General features: G+C 28.8%; 22 protein-coding genes. 20 read left to right on the forward strand and 2 right to left on the reverse strand.

Annotated features, from left to right (window positions below; all coding sequences use genetic code 11):
- The first annotated feature begins 16 nt into the window (after positions 1 to 16).
- The 18 genes from AACQ14_RS18590 to AACQ14_RS18675 all read left to right on the forward strand — a co-directional run bounded on the left by AACQ14_RS18590 (position 17) and on the right by AACQ14_RS18675 (position 13,849).
- Positions 17 to 871, forward strand: a complete 855-nt coding sequence (locus AACQ14_RS18590; protein ID WP_339365087.1) for an MBL fold metallo-hydrolase — start codon at positions 17 to 19, stop codon at positions 869 to 871.
- Between the two features lie 55 nt (positions 872 to 926).
- Positions 927 to 1,550, forward strand: coding sequence for a hypothetical protein (locus AACQ14_RS18595; RefSeq protein ID WP_339365088.1), 624 nt, complete (start codon positions 927 to 929; stop codon positions 1,548 to 1,550).
- A 105-nt stretch (positions 1,551 to 1,655) separates the two neighbouring features.
- Entirely contained in the window at positions 1,656 to 1,784 is a 129-nt protein-coding gene (locus AACQ14_RS18600; RefSeq protein WP_339365089.1) for a hypothetical protein, read from the forward strand.
- A gap of 50 nt (positions 1,785 to 1,834) precedes the next feature.
- The gene (locus tag AACQ14_RS18605) at positions 1,835 to 2,425 is read left to right on the forward strand and encodes a class I SAM-dependent DNA methyltransferase (RefSeq protein WP_339365090.1); all 591 of its coding nucleotides are present in this window, start codon (positions 1,835 to 1,837) and stop codon (positions 2,423 to 2,425) included.
- 113 nt (positions 2,426 to 2,538) lie between these two features.
- Positions 2,539 to 2,766: a pentapeptide repeat-containing protein gene (locus AACQ14_RS18610; RefSeq protein ID WP_339365108.1), complete on the forward strand. Its 228-nt coding sequence runs from the start codon at positions 2,539 to 2,541 to the stop codon at positions 2,764 to 2,766.
- 4 nt (positions 2,767 to 2,770) lie between these two features.
- Positions 2,771 to 3,250, forward strand: a complete 480-nt coding sequence (locus tag AACQ14_RS18615) for a hypothetical protein (RefSeq protein ID WP_339365091.1) — start codon at positions 2,771 to 2,773, stop codon at positions 3,248 to 3,250.
- Positions 3,251 to 3,394: 144 nt separating this feature from the next.
- The gene (locus AACQ14_RS18620; protein WP_339365092.1) at positions 3,395 to 3,580 is read left to right on the forward strand and encodes a DUF4177 domain-containing protein; all 186 of its coding nucleotides are present in this window, start codon (positions 3,395 to 3,397) and stop codon (positions 3,578 to 3,580) included.
- Between the two features lie 313 nt (positions 3,581 to 3,893).
- Positions 3,894 to 4,661, forward strand: coding sequence for an IclR family transcriptional regulator (locus tag AACQ14_RS18625; protein WP_339365093.1), 768 nt, complete (start codon positions 3,894 to 3,896; stop codon positions 4,659 to 4,661).
- 232 nt (positions 4,662 to 4,893) lie between these two features.
- Positions 4,894 to 5,736: a 5-dehydro-4-deoxy-D-glucuronate isomerase gene (gene kduI, locus AACQ14_RS18630; protein WP_339365094.1), complete on the forward strand. Its 843-nt coding sequence runs from the start codon at positions 4,894 to 4,896 to the stop codon at positions 5,734 to 5,736.
- Between the two features lie 49 nt (positions 5,737 to 5,785).
- A complete protein-coding gene (gene kduD, locus AACQ14_RS18635) occupies positions 5,786 to 6,544 on the forward strand; it encodes a 2-dehydro-3-deoxy-D-gluconate 5-dehydrogenase KduD (RefSeq protein WP_212691971.1) in 759 nt (252 codons plus the stop codon).
- A 196-nt stretch (positions 6,545 to 6,740) separates the two neighbouring features.
- Entirely contained in the window at positions 6,741 to 8,222 is a 1,482-nt protein-coding gene (locus AACQ14_RS18640) for an NADP-dependent glyceraldehyde-3-phosphate dehydrogenase (protein WP_339365095.1), read from the forward strand.
- A 138-nt stretch (positions 8,223 to 8,360) separates the two neighbouring features.
- Complete coding sequence (locus tag AACQ14_RS18645; RefSeq protein ID WP_339365096.1) at positions 8,361 to 9,050, forward strand: TetR/AcrR family transcriptional regulator; 690 nt, start codon at positions 8,361 to 8,363, stop codon at positions 9,048 to 9,050.
- Complete coding sequence (locus tag AACQ14_RS18650; protein WP_339365097.1) at positions 9,051 to 9,941, forward strand: ABC transporter ATP-binding protein; 891 nt, start codon at positions 9,051 to 9,053, stop codon at positions 9,939 to 9,941. It begins immediately after the preceding gene.
- Entirely contained in the window at positions 9,934 to 10,734 is an 801-nt protein-coding gene (locus AACQ14_RS18655) for an ABC transporter permease subunit (protein WP_339365098.1), read from the forward strand. The genes AACQ14_RS18650 and AACQ14_RS18655 overlap by 8 nt, the downstream gene beginning before the upstream one ends.
- A gap of 194 nt (positions 10,735 to 10,928) precedes the next feature.
- Positions 10,929 to 11,537 (forward strand): TetR/AcrR family transcriptional regulator, encoded by a 609-nt coding sequence (locus AACQ14_RS18660; RefSeq protein ID WP_339365099.1) that lies wholly within the window; start codon positions 10,929 to 10,931, stop codon positions 11,535 to 11,537.
- A 56-nt stretch (positions 11,538 to 11,593) separates the two neighbouring features.
- The gene (locus AACQ14_RS18665) at positions 11,594 to 12,448 is read left to right on the forward strand and encodes an ABC transporter ATP-binding protein (RefSeq protein WP_339365100.1); all 855 of its coding nucleotides are present in this window, start codon (positions 11,594 to 11,596) and stop codon (positions 12,446 to 12,448) included.
- Positions 12,445 to 13,140 (forward strand): fluoroquinolone export ABC transporter permease subunit, encoded by a 696-nt coding sequence (locus AACQ14_RS18670; protein WP_339365101.1) that lies wholly within the window; start codon positions 12,445 to 12,447, stop codon positions 13,138 to 13,140. Before AACQ14_RS18665 ends, AACQ14_RS18670 begins: the two co-directional genes overlap by 4 nt.
- 4 nt (positions 13,141 to 13,144) lie before the next feature.
- A complete protein-coding gene (locus AACQ14_RS18675; protein ID WP_339365102.1) occupies positions 13,145 to 13,849 on the forward strand; it encodes a hypothetical protein in 705 nt (234 codons plus the stop codon).
- Positions 13,850 to 13,961: 112 nt separating this feature from the next.
- On the opposite strand, the gene AACQ14_RS18680 is transcribed toward AACQ14_RS18675, so the two are convergent.
- Positions 13,962 to 15,605 (reverse strand): DEAD/DEAH box helicase, encoded by a 1,644-nt coding sequence (locus AACQ14_RS18680; RefSeq protein ID WP_339365103.1) that lies wholly within the window; start codon positions 15,603 to 15,605, stop codon positions 13,962 to 13,964.
- 258 nt (positions 15,606 to 15,863) lie between these two features.
- On the opposite strand from AACQ14_RS18680, the gene AACQ14_RS18685 reads away from it, so the two are divergent.
- Both AACQ14_RS18685 and AACQ14_RS18690 read left to right on the forward strand, forming a co-directional pair.
- Positions 15,864 to 16,535 carry a LiaF transmembrane domain-containing protein gene (locus tag AACQ14_RS18685; protein ID WP_339365104.1) on the forward strand — a complete coding sequence of 224 codons (672 nt, stop codon included), beginning with the start codon at positions 15,864 to 15,866 and terminating at the stop codon, positions 16,533 to 16,535.
- A 213-nt stretch (positions 16,536 to 16,748) separates the two neighbouring features.
- Entirely contained in the window at positions 16,749 to 17,414 is a 666-nt protein-coding gene (locus AACQ14_RS18690; protein WP_339365105.1) for a TVP38/TMEM64 family protein, read from the forward strand.
- A 122-nt stretch (positions 17,415 to 17,536) separates the two neighbouring features.
- Here AACQ14_RS18690 and AACQ14_RS18695 read toward each other — a convergent pair.
- On the reverse strand, positions 17,537 to 17,736 hold a 200-nt coding region (locus tag AACQ14_RS18695), incomplete at its 5' end, for a cell wall hydrolase (protein WP_339365106.1).

Below are 17,736 nucleotides of genomic sequence, written 5' to 3' on the forward strand. Positions count from 1 at the left end.
AAAGGAAGAAATAAATATGATTAAGAAATTAACAGATAAAGTTTATTATATGCCACATAAAGAGGATACAGATAGACCTTCTTTAGGAGTTATCTGTGGTAGTAAGTATAGCTTGGTAGTTGACTCAGGTAATTCTCCAAAACATGCGAAAGAATTTTTAATGGAGCTAGATGCATTAGATATTCCACCTTTGAAATATTTAGCAATTACACATTATCATTGGGATCATATATTTGGAATAAAAGAGATGGGGTTAGTGACTATAGCTAATCATAATACAATAAAGAAATTAGAAGAAATAAAAAAATTAAAGTGGGACGATGTATCTTTAGTAGAACATGTTAATGAAGGGAGATTTTCTGATTTTACAATTGAGTGTATAAAAAAGGAAATTACGGATAGAGATAATTTTGAAATAGGTGAGTTAGATATTACATATAAGGATAGTGTTAAAATAGATCTAGGAGGATTAACATGTATAATTAAATCAATTGGGGGTGACCACACTAATGATGCATCTATGATATATATTCCTGAAGAAAAAGTTTTATTTTTAGGTGATTGTATTTATGGTGGTATGTACAAAGGTGTATATGGTTATACAAGGGAAAAATTATTCCCAATGATTGATGATATTCTAGAGTGTGATGCAGATCATTATATTGTATCTCATGAGAATATATTTGATAAAGATGGGATAACAGATTTATTAAATCAACTAAAAGCAGCAGGGCAAGTAGTAGGGAAAGATTTATCTAGCGATGAAGCAATAAAAAGATTCTCCAATACATATAATAGAATGCCTTCTGAAGATGAGAGCTTTTACATAAAATGTTTTGCAGATGTAAACAGAGTAATGTTGAGACAATAGTTATAATAAAGTATTAACATTGATTTGAATGAAAGAATAAAATGGGAGTATAAAAATGATTAGAAATGCACCAATATGGGTTAATGAATTATTAGTTGACAGTCTAAGAATAATTATAGGATTGTTAATTGTAATAAATATTATTTTTATTATTATCCTTCTAAGGTATATTATTAAAGGTATTTATTATAAGCATAAAAAACAAGGAAAACACAATAAATATTATAGCAGGAAAAAGATATTTTTATATTCGGGTATAATCATAGTAACATCTATAGTTATAAGTGTTTTCTACTTACCAAGACAAGTATTACCTAATGATGATTATAGTATTTACAGCATGAATCTAAATAGATTTTATCCTATAGAACAAAATCAGTATAACCTTAAAGACCTAAGTAAATTAAAAAAATTGGAGAATATTTTAAAAGATTATAAATGCAAAAGGATTTTGTTTGGTACAAGTTGTGTTCAAATTATTAAAGACTCGAATCCCATATGTTTTAGTCTGTTATGGTATAATGAAAATGAAAGGGAAACTTTATTTGTAAATTTTATAATTGAAAAAGATAGGCAAAGAGTATATACGTCAGCTAATATTGATTTTGTATATGATATTGACAATAATGATGGCATGTTAGCTGATAAAATTTATCGCTTCTTTGATGAAAATTATTAAGTTATTATAGAATATTAAATAATTAGTTGTGCAACTGTTGTAATATATGAAGAGGACGATGCTGGTAGACAATATGAAGGACAGCTAGTCAAATATACTTTAAATATGAAAGATGGTAATGTTATAGAAATTGGTTCCTATAATCCATTTTCATTTATTGATGGAAAGTGTTATAAAACAAAATATGAACCATGTGAAAAACTTAATAGCCTAGGAAGTAAATTAATTAAGTAACTAATGTGATTTGATATTATTAAAAAACAATGACTATAGAGAGGTACATAATGGAAATTAAGAATAATAAAGAGTATTTTAATAATCAGTATAAAGAATGGATTAATACTGTAGATGAAAATAAACTTAGAATCATGAAAAAGTCAATAGAGTTATTGAATATAGATAAAAACCATAAGATTCTAGATGTTGCTTGTGGAATAGGAGTATTATATCCCTTACTAAAGGATATTCCTGTTAAAGATTATATGGCAATTGATATCTCTGAAAAAATGCTTGAAGAGTTTGCAAAACGATATTGTAATGTTAAAATGAAACTTTATAATTTTGAAGAGCCTATTAAACTAGATGAAGAATTTGATTATATAATAATTTTCAATAGTATTCCACATTTTGAAAATCTTAATGGAGTATTTCTAAATGCAAGAAATAATTTGAAACATGGTGGTAAGTTATCAATTATTCATACTAGAACACGATTAGGAATAAGTGAGCATCATAAGAAGATAGGCTATTCATTAGGTAGAGATGCTATACCAAAAGATAGTACATTAAAAACACTTTGTGATAAGTATAGGTTTCAAATTGATAAAATATTAGATGATGAATTTTTCTTTTTTAGCTGTACTAAAATGAGGTGAAGTAATAAGGTAGCTAACAAAATTCATTAAAATAACCGTAAAGTTAAGGATGGTTAGGTAGAGAGCGACCATGGAGGTAAACATGAAGATACATACATAAAAAAGCATATCTTATTGCTACAAATCTTAGAGAAGTTGATTTAAGTGGTGCGGATTTTATAGGAGCTGATTTACGAGATGCAGATGTTAGCGGAGCTAACCTAAAAGATAGTATTTTTCTTACTCAATCTCAAATTAATACGGCAAAGGGGGATTATTATACAGCTTTACCTACTATTTTGGTTCGTGCGCCTAATTGGTCTATGTATTTAAAAATGGAATTAAAAATGAAAGGGGTTTAAAATTATGAATAATACATTAAATGATTTTTTTAATGACTTGAATGATGATGATAAGAAAATCTATTCACAAATAGCAGACTTTGCATATGAACTAGGTTATAAACCCAAAAGAGCAAGAACTAAAGATATTAACTATGTATTTACTAATAATAAGACAAAAATACATTTTTTAAAATTTTCATATACGGATGGTCAGCCAAAATTAAAGATGAGATATTTTGCAACTGATAATTATTCTGGATTTTTTCATGAAGCTATAAAAAATACAATAGAAGAATTTAATTTTAAGTATACTGGTTGTTATAAATGTGGAAGATGTAAAGATAAAACACTAGGATATATATATGAATATCCTGATGGAAAAAAATATTTTAGATGTGGTAGAGAACTGATATGTTTACCACCTATTACACAAAATGAAGTTCCAGAAATTTTTAGGTTACTTAAAACGCAACATGAATATCATTTATCACATAATAAATAAAGTAAAGGAAAATGAGGCGAAATTATGATTAACTATGGTGATAAGGATTTTTGGCCTTACTAGATAAAATATTTTTAAGACTCATAATGAAACTCATTTTATGAAAGGTGTTATGATTAGGAGATAAATGGAAGGGTGATAATAATGTATGATTATAAGTTTATAAGAATAGACATCTCTAAATGGAACAATAACCCAAAAGAAGATTACAGAGAAATAATTAGAAGAGAAGCCAGGGATGGGTGGGAGCTTGTACAGATATTTGCCCCATCACTAGCTGCGGCAGGATTTAGTAAGTATTTTGAAATAATATTGAAAAGAAAAATGTAATACAAAAAAACATAATTGTAAGAACGGGAAGGGATTTAGTTATTATGGAGAATTCAACAATATTAAAGTTCTAGACCAATTAATAGAAAAGGATGATTTTTATTTTCCTTATTTCCCCTAAAAAAGAATTTTTACCAGGAAAATCATTTGCTTATTGTAATGGTGGTTTTGTATTACTAGCAGTAATAGTTAATCTAAGAATGTGTATAAAAACGCTCCTCATTTTTGCATACTATAACTATTTACACTAATATTTAAATTTGCTATAATACAAGGAAACATAACTATATTAGAGTTAATGTAGGAGGATATTATGCAAAAAAGTACATTGCAAACAGTAGATAGAGCACTAACTATATTAGAGATATTATCTCAAGAAGTAAATGGTTTGACAGCAAAAGAGATAGAAAATAAGATTGAGCTCAACAAAAGCACAATCCACAGATTACTTATGACACTTTTAAACAAAGGTTTTATAGAAAAAAATGAACAAACCAATAGATATATAATTGGTCTTAAGATGGTAGAGCTTAGCAGTATACGATTAAATAATATTGAATTGAAAACTGAAGCTCTTCCATATCTTAGAGAAATGTCCTATAAACTTAATCAACCTGTTCAACTAGCAACATATCTAGATGGAGATGCAGTTTTTATTGAAAAAATTGAACCAATACACTCTATAAGAATGTACTCACAAATTGGTAAAAGAATACCTATCTATTGTTCATCAGTAGGTAAAGCATTACTATTACAATGGAGTAATGAAAAAATATTGAAATTATTAGAGGATATTGAATTTACTAGTTTTACTCCTACTACATTATTAGATCATGAAAAAATTATTCAAGAGATAGAGGAAGCTAGAATAGAAGGCTTTGCTATAGATAATCAAGAGCATGAAATTGGGATTTATTGTATTGCTTCACCTATATATGACTATAGAGGAGAAATAATTGCAGCGGTAAGTACGGCTGGAACAAATAAAGAGTTTCTAGAAAATAAAGATGCTGAAATAATTCACGAAGTTAAAAATACTGCTGAAAAAATATCTAAACGTATGGGATATAGAGCTAAATAAATTTAGATAATAGTATTTGTTTGCATTATTTTTGCGTTAATTGAAGAGAGTTTGTATTAAGACTAAGAAGCAGACGCTTCTTTTAAAATTACCTGTTGGTAGTTTCATATATTGAAACTTAGTATTATTAAATGGAATTGGGGTTGACATTAATTATAGTCAATGCTAAAATGTATATATAATGAAAACATGTTTCATATAGTGAAACTAATATAGAAAGGATGAAAATATAATGGAAATAAGACAACCATCAAATTCAAGAGATGCTAAGCATTATACTACAGATAGACTTAGAGAAGAATTCTTAATTGAAGAATTATTCGTTACAGGAAAAATTAAACGTGTTTATAGTCACATAGATAGAATTATAACTATGGGTATCTGCCCAGGGGATAAGGCTATCACTTTAGATGAAAACTTGGACGTATGGAAGAACTTAGGAACTAATTCTTTCTTAGAAAGAAGAGAATTAGGAGTTATAAATATAGGTGGAAAAGGTCAAATCACTGTTGACGGAGAAGTATACAAATTAAATGAGCGTGACGGATTATATGTAGGTATGGGAGCTAAAGAAGTTTTATTCACTAGCGATGACCCAAAAAATCCTGCTAAATTCTATAGTTTAAGTGCGCCAGCTCATAAAACATACAAAAATGTACATATTGACATTACTAATGCAAAACAAGTTAACTTAGGTTCAGACGAATCTTGTAACAAGAGAACTATATATCAATACATTCATCCAGAAGTAATGGAAAGCTGTCAATTATCAATGGGTCTTACTAAGATGGCTCAAGGAAACGTATGGAATACAATGCCAGCACATACTCATGAAAGAAGAATGGAAGTATATGTATACTTTGATATTCCAGAAGATTCAGTAGTATTCCATTACATGGGTGAACCAACTGAAACAAGACATATCGTTATGAAGAATGAACAAGCTGTTATTTCACCAAGCTGGTCAATCCATTCAGGTTGTGGAACAAGTGCCTATACTTTCATTTGGGGTATGGTTGGAGAAAATAAAGCTTTTGATGATATGGATCACTTAAAGATTACTGACTTAAAATAATTGGTAGAATAGATATTCCTAGAAAACACAATATTAGGAGGTAAATAAAATGGCAAATAAATTTACATTAGAAGGAAAAGTGGCTATAGTTACAGGTTGTAGTACTGGTCTTGGTCAAGGAATGACATTAGGACTTGCAGAAGCAGGAGCAGACATTGTTGGTGTTGATTATGTTGACGCACCTGAAACACAAGAAAAAGTAGAAGCGTTAGGAAGAAAATATTTAGGAATAAAAGCTAACTTACTTACAACAGAGCCTATTCAAGGTATCGTAGATCAGACTGTAGAAAAATTTGGTAGAGTAGATATTCTTATAAATAATGCAGGTATAATTCGTAGAGAAGATTCTATTAACTTTACAGAAAAAGATTGGGATGACGTTATGAACATTAACGTGAAAACAGTATTTTTCTTCAGTCAAGCAGTAGCAAAACAATTCATGAAACAAAAATCAGGCGGAAAAATCATTAATATTGCATCAATGCTTTCATTCCAAGGAGGTATCAGAGTTCCTTCTTATACAGCAAGTAAAAGCGGTGTAATGGGTATTACTAGATTATTAGCTAATGAATGGGCAAAAGAGAATATTAATATTAATGCAATCGCACCAGGTTACATGGATACTAATAATACTGCTGCTTTAAAAGCAGACCCAGTTAGAAGTAAAGCAATACTTGATAGAATACCTGCAAATAGATGGGGATTACCATCAGATTTAGCTGGTCCTGTAGTATTCTTAGCTTCAGAAGCAGGAAGTTATGTAAATGGTTATACATTAGCTGTTGATGGCGGATGGTTAGCTAGATAAGACATATACTACATAGTTATAATAAACATAAAAATTATTAATACTTCAAAAAAAGCTTATTCTATATCAGGATAAGCTTTTTATTTATCATTGATAAGAAGATTATATTTACTAATTTTCTACTTAAAATGCATATTCCGCATTGTAAAAGAAAATAATACTACCAAGCAAATAATGAAAGTTGTGAGGTGTAATTATGTTTGAAGACATAAAAGATAACAATATCTATAAAAATCTTTATGATGGACAATGGGTCAGTTCTGCTTCCAATAATTTTATAACCATTAATTCTCCTATTAATGAAGAAGAAGTTGGAAAGATTCAAGCTATGACAGGAGAAGAAGTAGATAAAGTAGTTTCAAAAGCTCAGAGTTCTTTTGGTATTTGGGCAGATAAACCAGTTAGTGAGCGAGCCGATATCATTCATAAGGCAGCAGCAATATTGGAAGAAAATTCAGAGGAAATAGCAAATATATTAACTAAAGAAATAGCAAAAGATATTAAGAGTGCAAGATCTGAAGTTATTAGGACCGTTGATTTTATAAGATTTACAGCAGATGAAGGTAAAAGAATACAAGGAGAAACTCTACAAGGTGATGGTTTTCATGGATTCTCAAAAAATAAATTGGCTTTTGTTACAAGAGAACCAGTAGGAGTAGTTCTTGCAATATCACCTTTTAATTATCCAGTTAACCTTTCAGCATCAAAGATAGCACCAGCATTAATGGCAGGAAATAGTGTGGTTTTCAAACCACCCACTCAAGGTTCTATTAGTGCATTATATCTAGCAAAAGTATTTCAAGCAGCGGGGTTACCGAGTGGTGTACTTAATACAATAACAGGTAAAGGTTCTGAAATAGGAGATTATATTATAAAACACAAGGAGATTGATTTAATAAATTTTACTGGTAGTAGTGAAGTTGGAAGACATATATCAGAGGTGACAACTATGGTTCCAAGTATTATGGAGTTAGGCGGAAAAGACGCAGCAATAGTATTAGAGGATGCTGATCTAGAACATGCAGCTAATAATATAGTAAAAGGAGCTTTCAGCTATTCAGGTCAACGATGTACTGCATTAAAAAGAGTTCTGGTATTAGAAAATATTGCAGACCAATTAGTAGATATTATCACTGAATATGTATCACAATTAAAAGTAGGAAATCCTTTTGATGATGTAACAATAACTCCACTTATCAACAATAAAGCAGCTGATTTTGTTCAAGGGTTAATTGATGATGCTATAGAGAAGGGTGCAACATTGAAAATAGGTAATAAAAGAGAAGGAAATCTATTATATCCAACTGTATTTGATAACGTAACAACTCATATGAGGATTGCATGGGAAGAACCTTTTGGACCAGTACTTCCTATAATTAGAGTAAAGAATATTGATGAAGCTGTTGAGATAGCCAATGCATCTGAATATGGATTGCAATCTTCAATATTCACAAATGATATAGATGATGCTTTTCATATCGCAAGGTTATTAGAAGTCGGTACAGTTCAAATAAATAATAAAACAGAAAGAGGACCTGATCATTTCCCATTCTTGGGAGTAAAATCATCGGGCATGGGAACACAAGGTATTAGGTATAGTATTGAAGCAATGAGTAGACCAAAAGCAATTGTTGTAAATCTTAGAGAAAGAAGCGATAAAGTAGGACAGGTGAAATAAGAGAGAGTGGAATATAAGGGCTATTAATGAGGGTTAATTGTAGCCCTTTTTTCTATATAAGCCTTTACAAAAAACTTAAGAAAGTGTAGAATAAAATAAACAGACCGTCAGTCGGTTTGTTGTTGTAAGGAGGTTTATATGGATTTAAAACAGAATATTATAAGAACGGCGTATAAACTATTTGCTGAAAAAGGTTATGAAAAGACAACTGTATCAGAGATCATTGAGTCAGTAGGAAGTTCTAAAGGCGGATTTTATCACCACTTCAAATCAAAAGATGAAGTACTTGAAGCAATAACCATAAATTATATTAAAGATCTAGTCAGATATTATGAAAAGATGCAAGAAAAAAATGTAGAATCCACAATTGAATCATTAAATAATGTTTTTATTACTATCAACAAATGTAAAGCAAATAAAATAGAAGAATGGCCAGAGATTGGTAAGATATATTCTTTTAACGGCAACAACACTATTTTGAGGAAGATGGCAGAAGAATTTGAAATAGTTACAACAGAACTTTACAAAAAATTAATCATACAAGGTAATGAAGAAGGTATATTCAATGTAAAATATCCTGAATATTTAGCGGGATTATGGACTAGAGAATTAATTAGAATTTATAGTATCATACCCCAGATTATTTTGGCAAAGGATACAAAGAAATACGTTGAGTTCACAGAATTACTTAAGTTTAGTGAAGAATTAATAAATGGAGCATTAGGTTTTGATACAAATAAGATAAAAATAAAAGAAGAAGCATTGTCTTATGTAAAATATTGTAGAGATCAATTCAGTAAACAGGATAATTATAAAGGAGGTAGTTGAATGATAGAAGTTAAAAATCTCACACAGATTTATAAGAGTGGAAAAGGTGTCTTTGATTTGAACTTCAAAATTAAGGAAGGAGAAGTTTTTGGCTATATTGGCCCTAATGGTGCTGGAAAAACAACAACCATAAGAAATTTACTTGGGTTTGCTAATCCAACAAAAGGCAGTGCAGTAATTAATGGAATTAATTGCCGAAAAGAAGCAGCAAAACTTCAAAATACTATAGGTTATCTTCCAGGAGAGATTACCTTCTTTGAAAATATGAAAGGTATGGAATTCCTTAGGTTCATGTGTGAAATGCGTCATACCAAAGATTTATCAAAACGTAATGAGCTTATAGAACTATTTGAATTAGATACAAAAGGTAAAATAAGAAAGATGTCAAAAGGGATGAAACAGAAACTAGGGATAGTGACAGCATTTATGCATGATCCATCAATATATATATTAGATGAACCAACAAGTGGGTTGGACCCTTTGATGCAGAATATATTTATGAACCTGTTGGACAAAGAAAAAGAAAGAGGTAAAACAATAATGATGTCTTCTCATATCTTTGAGGAAGTTCAAAGAGTTTGTGATAGAGCAGGCATCATAAAAGATGGTAGAATTGTTGCTGTTGAAGATGTTCAATCTCTTAATGCTATGAAACAAGAAACTTTTATAATTAGATTATCAAACAAAAATGATGTAAGTAAACTTATGAATAATAAACTGGATGTCAAAAAAATAACCGATAAAAAGGTTAAAATTACAGTAAATAATAATTATAAAGAATTCTTTAAGATTTTATCTGATTGTAGTGTGGTTGGATTAGAAGCTGAGCAACAATCCCTTGAAAATGTATTTATGAAATACTATGGAAAGGATGGTGTTACTTATGAATAATACATTGTTCAAAGCAACATTCAAGGCAAATTGGGGCATAGGATTATTTTTTACACTTTTCATACTAATGTATGTAACAATAAGCATTGTTATGTTTGACCCTGATAGTGCAGAAACAATAGAAAGTATGTTAGCATTGATGCCAGAAGGAATGTTAAAAGCTTTCGGATTTGATAATTTAGGAACAGATTTAACTGGTTATTTAGCACATTATCTTTATGGTTTCATTTTTCTCGTATTTCCAATGATATATACTATAATCATAGGAAATAAATTGATTGCTAAACATGTTGATAATGGATCAATGGCTTATATATTAACAACACCTAATACTCGTATTAAAATAGCAGCAACTCAAGCTATTTACCTGGTAAGTAGTATAGCTGCCATTTTCATAATAAATGTAGGTATAGGTATTGTTATTAGTGAATCTATGTTCACAGGACATCTTGATATAGGCAAATTCATTGCTCTTAATTTAGTGACTTATTTAGCGACAATTGTTGTTAGTGGTATAGTATTCTTATTTTCATGTTTATTCAATGAATCAAGAAATGCTCTCGCCTTTGGAGGGGGAATAGCAGCTATATTTTTAATATTTAGGATGCTCATGGGAATAAGTGAAGACATATCATGGTTAAAATATTTTACTATTTATTCTTTTGTAGATATTGAAGAAATATTAAGCAGTTCTACTTATGCTAGTATGACAAGTTTGATTTTATTAGGTATAAGCGGTATACTTTACTTTGCAGCGATAATTATTTTTGACCGTAGAAGTCTATCAATATAAAAATAACAAAAAAGTTAGAGGGGCTGTAGGATAATACATTTTTAATATTAATATCAAGGAAGCAACACAGTTTGTATTCCAAATATATAGCCATCATAAAAACATATTATCAACAGCCCCATTTTAATTAGGATAATTAATTATTGACACATAATAAAAACTATAGTATATTAATAAATAACAGGTGATTTTTAATGCAGATAAAAAAAGATGAAGTAAAAAACGCTATAATTAAAAGTGGAGAAAAAGAATTTTTGGAAAAAGGATATGAAAAAGCATCTATTAGAAAAATAGTAAAGCAAGCAGGAACTACTATTGGTAATTTTTATAACTATTTTGATAATAAAGAGGCTCTATTTGAGGTGATTGTAAAGGATGAATATGACAAGTTCATCTATTTTATCCATAATCATGACAAGATAGAAAGACCTGATTACTTATGGCAGATATCTAATCCATCAAAATGGAGAACGGTACTTTCAGAACTCTTAGGTAAAGTGGTTCCTAATTTTGGTATAGGGTTAATTATATTATTAGACTGTAGCGAAGGTACTAAATTCGCTAATTGCAAAAATAAATTGGTTAATATTATTAGAAATCATTTTATTGAGCATACAGAAAAATATAATAAGGAGTATAATTCTATTGAGATTGGAGATATTATTTCTGAACAGTTAATAGATGGAATTATAAAAATTCTTAGAAATAATTACAATCCTAATCTAAAACATAAATTAATAACTGAATATATCCTATTCTACATGATTGGAACAATGGGACTTATAGGGGATTTTAACATTTAATTTTTTTTGCCGCAAAAAAGAACATCTGATTTTTATTAAAAGTAGGAGGACTATCTATGATATTAGCAAATGATTTAATGTTTACTTATCCAAAGACAAATAAATTAGCAGTCAACAAAGTGAATTTTCATATAGATAAAGGAGAGATATTTGGTTTTTTAGGACCTAGTGGAGCTGGTAAAACAACCACTCAAAAGTTAATCATTGGTTTGTTAAGAGGGTATAAGGGACATATAAAAGTGCTAGGTAAAGAGAGAAACAAATGGAACAAAGATTTCTTTGAAGATATAGGAGTCGCATTTGATTTTCCAAATCTCTATTTAAAATTAACTGCTAAAGAAAATCTGGACCTTATTGGATCGTACTATAAAAATAACAAAACTGATATAAATTATTTATTAGATAGAGTAGGATTATTAAAAGATAAAAATAAAAAGGTAGAAGGATTTTCTAAGGGGATGAAAATGAGACTTAATTTTATTAGAGCTCTAATTCATAGTCCTAAGCTATTGTTTTTTGATGAACCAACGTCTGGGCTAGATCCAGTAAATGCCAAAATTATCAAAGATATTATATTAGAATTAAAAGAACAAGGGAAAACCATATTTTTAACAACACATAATATGACTGTGGCAGAACAATTATGTGATAGAATAGCTCTTATTGTAGATGGTAGTATAAAAGTAATTGATACACCTAAAAATCTTATGATAAAAAATGGACGTAATACTATTAAGTTAGAATATGTGGAAGGTAATCGATTAAATGCTACGGAATATGAGTTAGATACAATCAATAGCAATTTAGAATTTTTAAAAATTATTCAGACTAAGAAAATTAAGACAATACATAGTGGGGAGGCTACATTAGAAGATGTATTCATCGAATTAACAGGGAGGAAATTGATATGAGAATGACAGGAGCATTAAAAACAGATTTTAAGTTCCAGATGAAGCAGGGATTTTATATTATTTACATTTTTTTAACTATCATCTATATGGCAATTTTATCTATGATTCCTAAAGAATTTAAGAACATTATTTTACCCATAATAGTATTTTCAGATCCATCTGTAGTAGGATTTTTCTTTATTGGTGGCATAATCATGTTGGAAAAATTACAAGGAATCATTAATTACATTGTAGTGACTCCTCTTAGTATAAAAGAATACATTTTATCCAAGGTATTTACCTTATCCCTATTGGCGGTTATTGCAGGAGAAGCAATAACTTTTGTCTCCATAAATTCTGGAAGTGTCAATAATATAATATTGGCAATAGGTATTTTTATATCATCTGTTTTCTTTATTCTGATAGGTATTATTGTAGTAGTAGGGTGTAAAACACTTAATCAATACCTGGTTAAGATGATACCATTCTTGTTGTTGCTTATAATTCCTTGTATTTCTATTGTAGATTTTAAGTTTTCATATATATTGACTGTAATCCCTAGTGTAGCAGGGTTTAGAATCGTATATGGTGCCTTTAATGATTGGAATGTTATTGAAGCAATAGGTCTTATAATATATGTAATAATTATCGATTATCTTTTGTTGCACAAAGTAGAAAAAATATTTGAAAATAAAATAGTCTATGGAGGTTAGAGCAATGATTAATTGTGAGCATGTGAAGGCTGACTATAAGCAAATTTTTAGAGAAAAAATAATGTTATTGCTTTTTATTTTACCAGTAATATTAATATGTTTGTTGAAAATTATATTAATAATTACTCCGATCTATATAGAAAAATATTTTAATATTGATATTACAGATTATCACAGCTATATAATATCTGTAATATTTTTGATGATTCCATCAATGATAGGAACAGTTGCAGGGTTTATGATGTTAGACGATAAAGATGGTAAAATATTTGAACTTATGTCAATAACACCCATTGGCAGAAACGGATATTTATATAACAGACTATTAATTCCGATAATAATTACATTCATATACAGTTTTTTGATAAGATTAGTTATAGGTATAGCTTCTATTAGTTATGGAACAATGTTATTGATAAGTATTCTATTAAGTATACAAACAATAATCATTGGATTAATAATGTTTGACATAGCAGATGATAAGGTAAAAGGATTAACATATGCAAAAGGACTTAATATTATTATGATATTTGGGTTGGCTGACCTATTAAATAATGAATCTATAGTTTATATTGCAATGTTGTTTCCATCATATTGGATTACAAGGTTAATAAAATCCCCAAGTTTTTCTAACATAATAATGTCATTGTGTATTCATTTATTATGGTTATTTATTATTCTAGGCAGGTTTTATAAGAAAAAAAAATAATAACTATACAACTATACCTTTCATACCATAATATACAGGCAGACCTCTGTTCAAGCAATATATAATATGTTACTTAAACAGAGGTCTGAAATTTTAACTATGCAATTAAAATTTATCTTCTTCTTTTTCTTGTGTTTGCTAATTCCATTGTAATATTTTTACCACGTATTCTTGATTGATTCATTTTATCAATAACTTGATTAGCATATTTTTCTGGTATTTCTACAAAAGTATATTTATCGTACATATCAATTGAACCAATAGAGGAACCTTTTATCTTAGTTTCACCTGCAATAGCACCAACTATATCTCTAACACCTATTTTATGGTTCTTTCCAATATTGACATATAATCTTGCCATACCTTTTTCTTTCTTATTACCATAGCGTTTGGATGTATTATTTCCTCTATCATTATTATATGACTGTCTTCTGCTTATTTCATAAGATAAGTTCATGTTATTTTCTTCTTTTAATTCAAGATTAGACATGAGTAGTGCTGCAGCTATCTTATCAGAAGTATAACCTTTATCATTTAGTTTGGTAATGATATTTTCATATTGTTCTAAATCAGAAGTATTATCAATAGTAGCAGCTAGTGATTCCATATAGTTATCTATCTTTACAGCATTAACTTTGTTAATTGATGGGATTTTTTTTCTAGGAATATCTTTTTTAATATATCTTATTATATTTGATATTCTTCTAGTTTCTGTCTTAGAAACTAAAGTATAAGAAGTACCTTTTTTGCCTGCTCTACCTGTACGACCAATTCTATGGACGTAATATTCTTCATTATCTGGCACATCATAATTAACTACAGCTTCAACATTTTGAATATCAAGACCTCTTGCAGCAACATCAGTAGCAACAAGTATATTAATAATACCTTTATTGAATTTGTTGAGTACGCTAAGTCTTACTACTTGATTCATGTCACCATGTATTTTATCACATGCGTAACCATTGTCTTGTAACAAGTCTGTTACCTCATCAACCTTTTTTTTAGTATTACAGAATATTAATGATAGCTTTGGATGGTACACATCTATCAATCGTCTAAGAACTTCTAATTTATGATGTTCTAAAACATGATAATATCTTTGATCGATAGTATCAGTAGTCAATTCTTTTCTTGTAATCTTAATAAGTTTAGGCTTCTTTTGGTAATTATGAGTAATATCTAAGATACTTTTTGGCATAGTTGCTGAAAAAAGTATTGTCTGGAGATTTTCGTTTGGTATTTTACTTAGTATAGTTTCAATATCTTCTCTAAATCCCATATTAAGCATTTCATCAGCTTCATCCAGTATAATTGAATTAACATGGTCAAGTTTAATGGTTTTTCTATTCATATGATCCATAAGTCTTCCAGGAGTACCAATGATTATTTGAACACCTTTTTTTAGAACAGAAATTTGTCTATAGATAGGTTCGCCACCATAAACAGGAAATGATTTTATATTATGCATATATTTTGTTAGCTTTTTGAACTCATTACATACTTGAACAGCTAACTCTCTTGTAGGGCATAGGACTAATACTTGTGGTTTTTTAATAGATGGATCAACTTTTTCTAATATTGGAATTGCAAATGCTGCCGTTTTACCTGTACCTGTTTGGGATTGTCCAATAATATCACTGCCTGATAATATTTCTGGAATTGATTTTTCTTGTATTTCAGTTGCTTCTTCAAATCCCATATCAGATATAGCTTTTAGAATATTATCAGATATATTTAATTCGTTGAAATTCATTATATTATCTCATCCTTAATCTTATTTGTGTTTTATCTTCTATAACTAAATCATTATAGTTGTTAATCGTGAAAAAATCAAGTATAATTTGATATATCTCTATTTTAACCAATTAATTCTTTTATTACTTATAAGTATATGTTAAAATATATTCAAAAGTATTAACATATTATTTATTAATAGTTTATTTTGACAAATACAGAATTGTTCAAAATAATATTGGTTACATATTAAGTATTGTTAAAGGAGGACGTTAATATGAAAAAAAGAAATCTATTAGGCATATTGATAATTGCAATTGGTGTTGTAATTTTATTAGGTAGATTAGATATAATTGATAGCGAAAATATTTTTGGTACTTATTGGCCCCTTATATTAATTGCTATTGGTTTAGTAAATCTATTTGATAAATATGGTTCAAAAACATTAGCTTCTGTATTTATATTTGTTGGTGTTATTTTTCAATTAAAGGAATTGAATATAGAAATCCTAGAAGGTATTAATATAGGTGAATTCATATTCCCAGCAGTTGTTATTATAGTTGGTGCTTGGTTAATAATTCCTAAAAAAAAACGTAGCAATAAAATATACTCAGATAATATATTAGACACTTTTTGTTTGTTTTCAGGAAGCGATATAATTAATGATTCAACTGACTTTCAGGGAGGTAATTTAGGTACTGCTTTTGGTGGCATTGATGTTGATTTGAGAAATTCTAACATCACAGAAAATGAACCAATAATAATTGATGCATTTGTTGCATTTGGTGGTATTGATATAAAAGTACCGATGGATTGGAAAGTTGAAATAAAAGGAATCCCTCTTTTTGGTGGATGGGGTAATAAAACAAAAAGAGAGATGGTTAATACAAACAAAGTGCTTATAGTTAAATGTTTTATTTTGTTCGGCGGACTTGACGTTAAATATTAATTAATAAGAGAGATATCTAATGAAAATGTAGAATCTCTCTTTAATTGTATTATTACAAATAAGCTTCTCTAACTATAAACTTTATTCAAATGCTAAAAGTAAAGATTTATAATAATTTAAGATATTTTTTAATATATTTTAATAAGATTTTAATATTAATAAATTATACTAGACATGTTGGATATACTAATAGTATGTTGAAATTGTAGATAGATGAAGAAGAAAGGATGTGGGATTATGATTGAATGGTTTAAAGAGTTAATGACACTTGGCTATTGGACAGATATGCTTAATCAAATAAGCTCTATGGGAATGTTTGCCGGTGTTGGATTAGCAATGATTGAAGCTTTTTTCCCACCATTACCTTTAATATTATTTGTAACGATTAATGTTATGGCCTTTGGTTTTTGGACTGGTTATTTATATTCATGGTTAGGTTCATGCATTGGCTCAATTATTGTATTCTTGGTAATAAAAAAATTTGGACAAAAAAGATTCCAGCAGAAGATTGCTCATAACGAAAAAATCTATAATATTTTTAATTGGATAAAGGATAAAGGATTTACTCCAATATTCTTCTTACTAACATTTCCGTTTACGCCTTCTATTGTTGTTTGTGGATTAGCAGCTTTAGCAGGCATTAAAAACAGAGAATACATTAGTGCGTTAGTTCTTGGCAAGCTTATAATGATATTTTCTCTAAGTTTCATTGGTTTTAATATAAGAGCATTTGTAGAACAACCTCTTAAATCAATCATATTAATATCAATAACATTTGCGATATCTTTAATTGGTAAAAAAGTTATTAAACTATTTGAAAAAAAGTACGAAAAAAAGACACTGACCAAGAATAAGAAGTACCCAGCAAAAGCTGCATGAAAAGAATTTGATTAATAATAGAAAAAATACCCTAAAGGTAAAAGATACGATTTACCTTTTAGGGTATTTTTTATTATAAGAAGGGGTTATTCTGCTGTTTGAGTAAAATTAATTATTCTTGCCTAAGCATAAAAGTAATGATTATTGATCTGAGTAACAAATTTACGGTTATTCATAATCCAGAAATTTGAAGATTTTGCTGGATTAAGGAAGTATAATGAATTACCAATGTTATTGGAACCATTTAGTGCTGCGATAGCGGCATTGATACTTTCTTGAGTAGGGGTATTGTATATGTTGCAGATGGCAACATATACAATAC

Origin of the sequence: Vallitalea maricola (genome assembly GCF_036985595.1) — a bacterium.
Taxonomy (GTDB): Bacteria; Bacillota; Clostridia; order Lachnospirales; family Vallitaleaceae; genus Vallitalea; species Vallitalea maricola.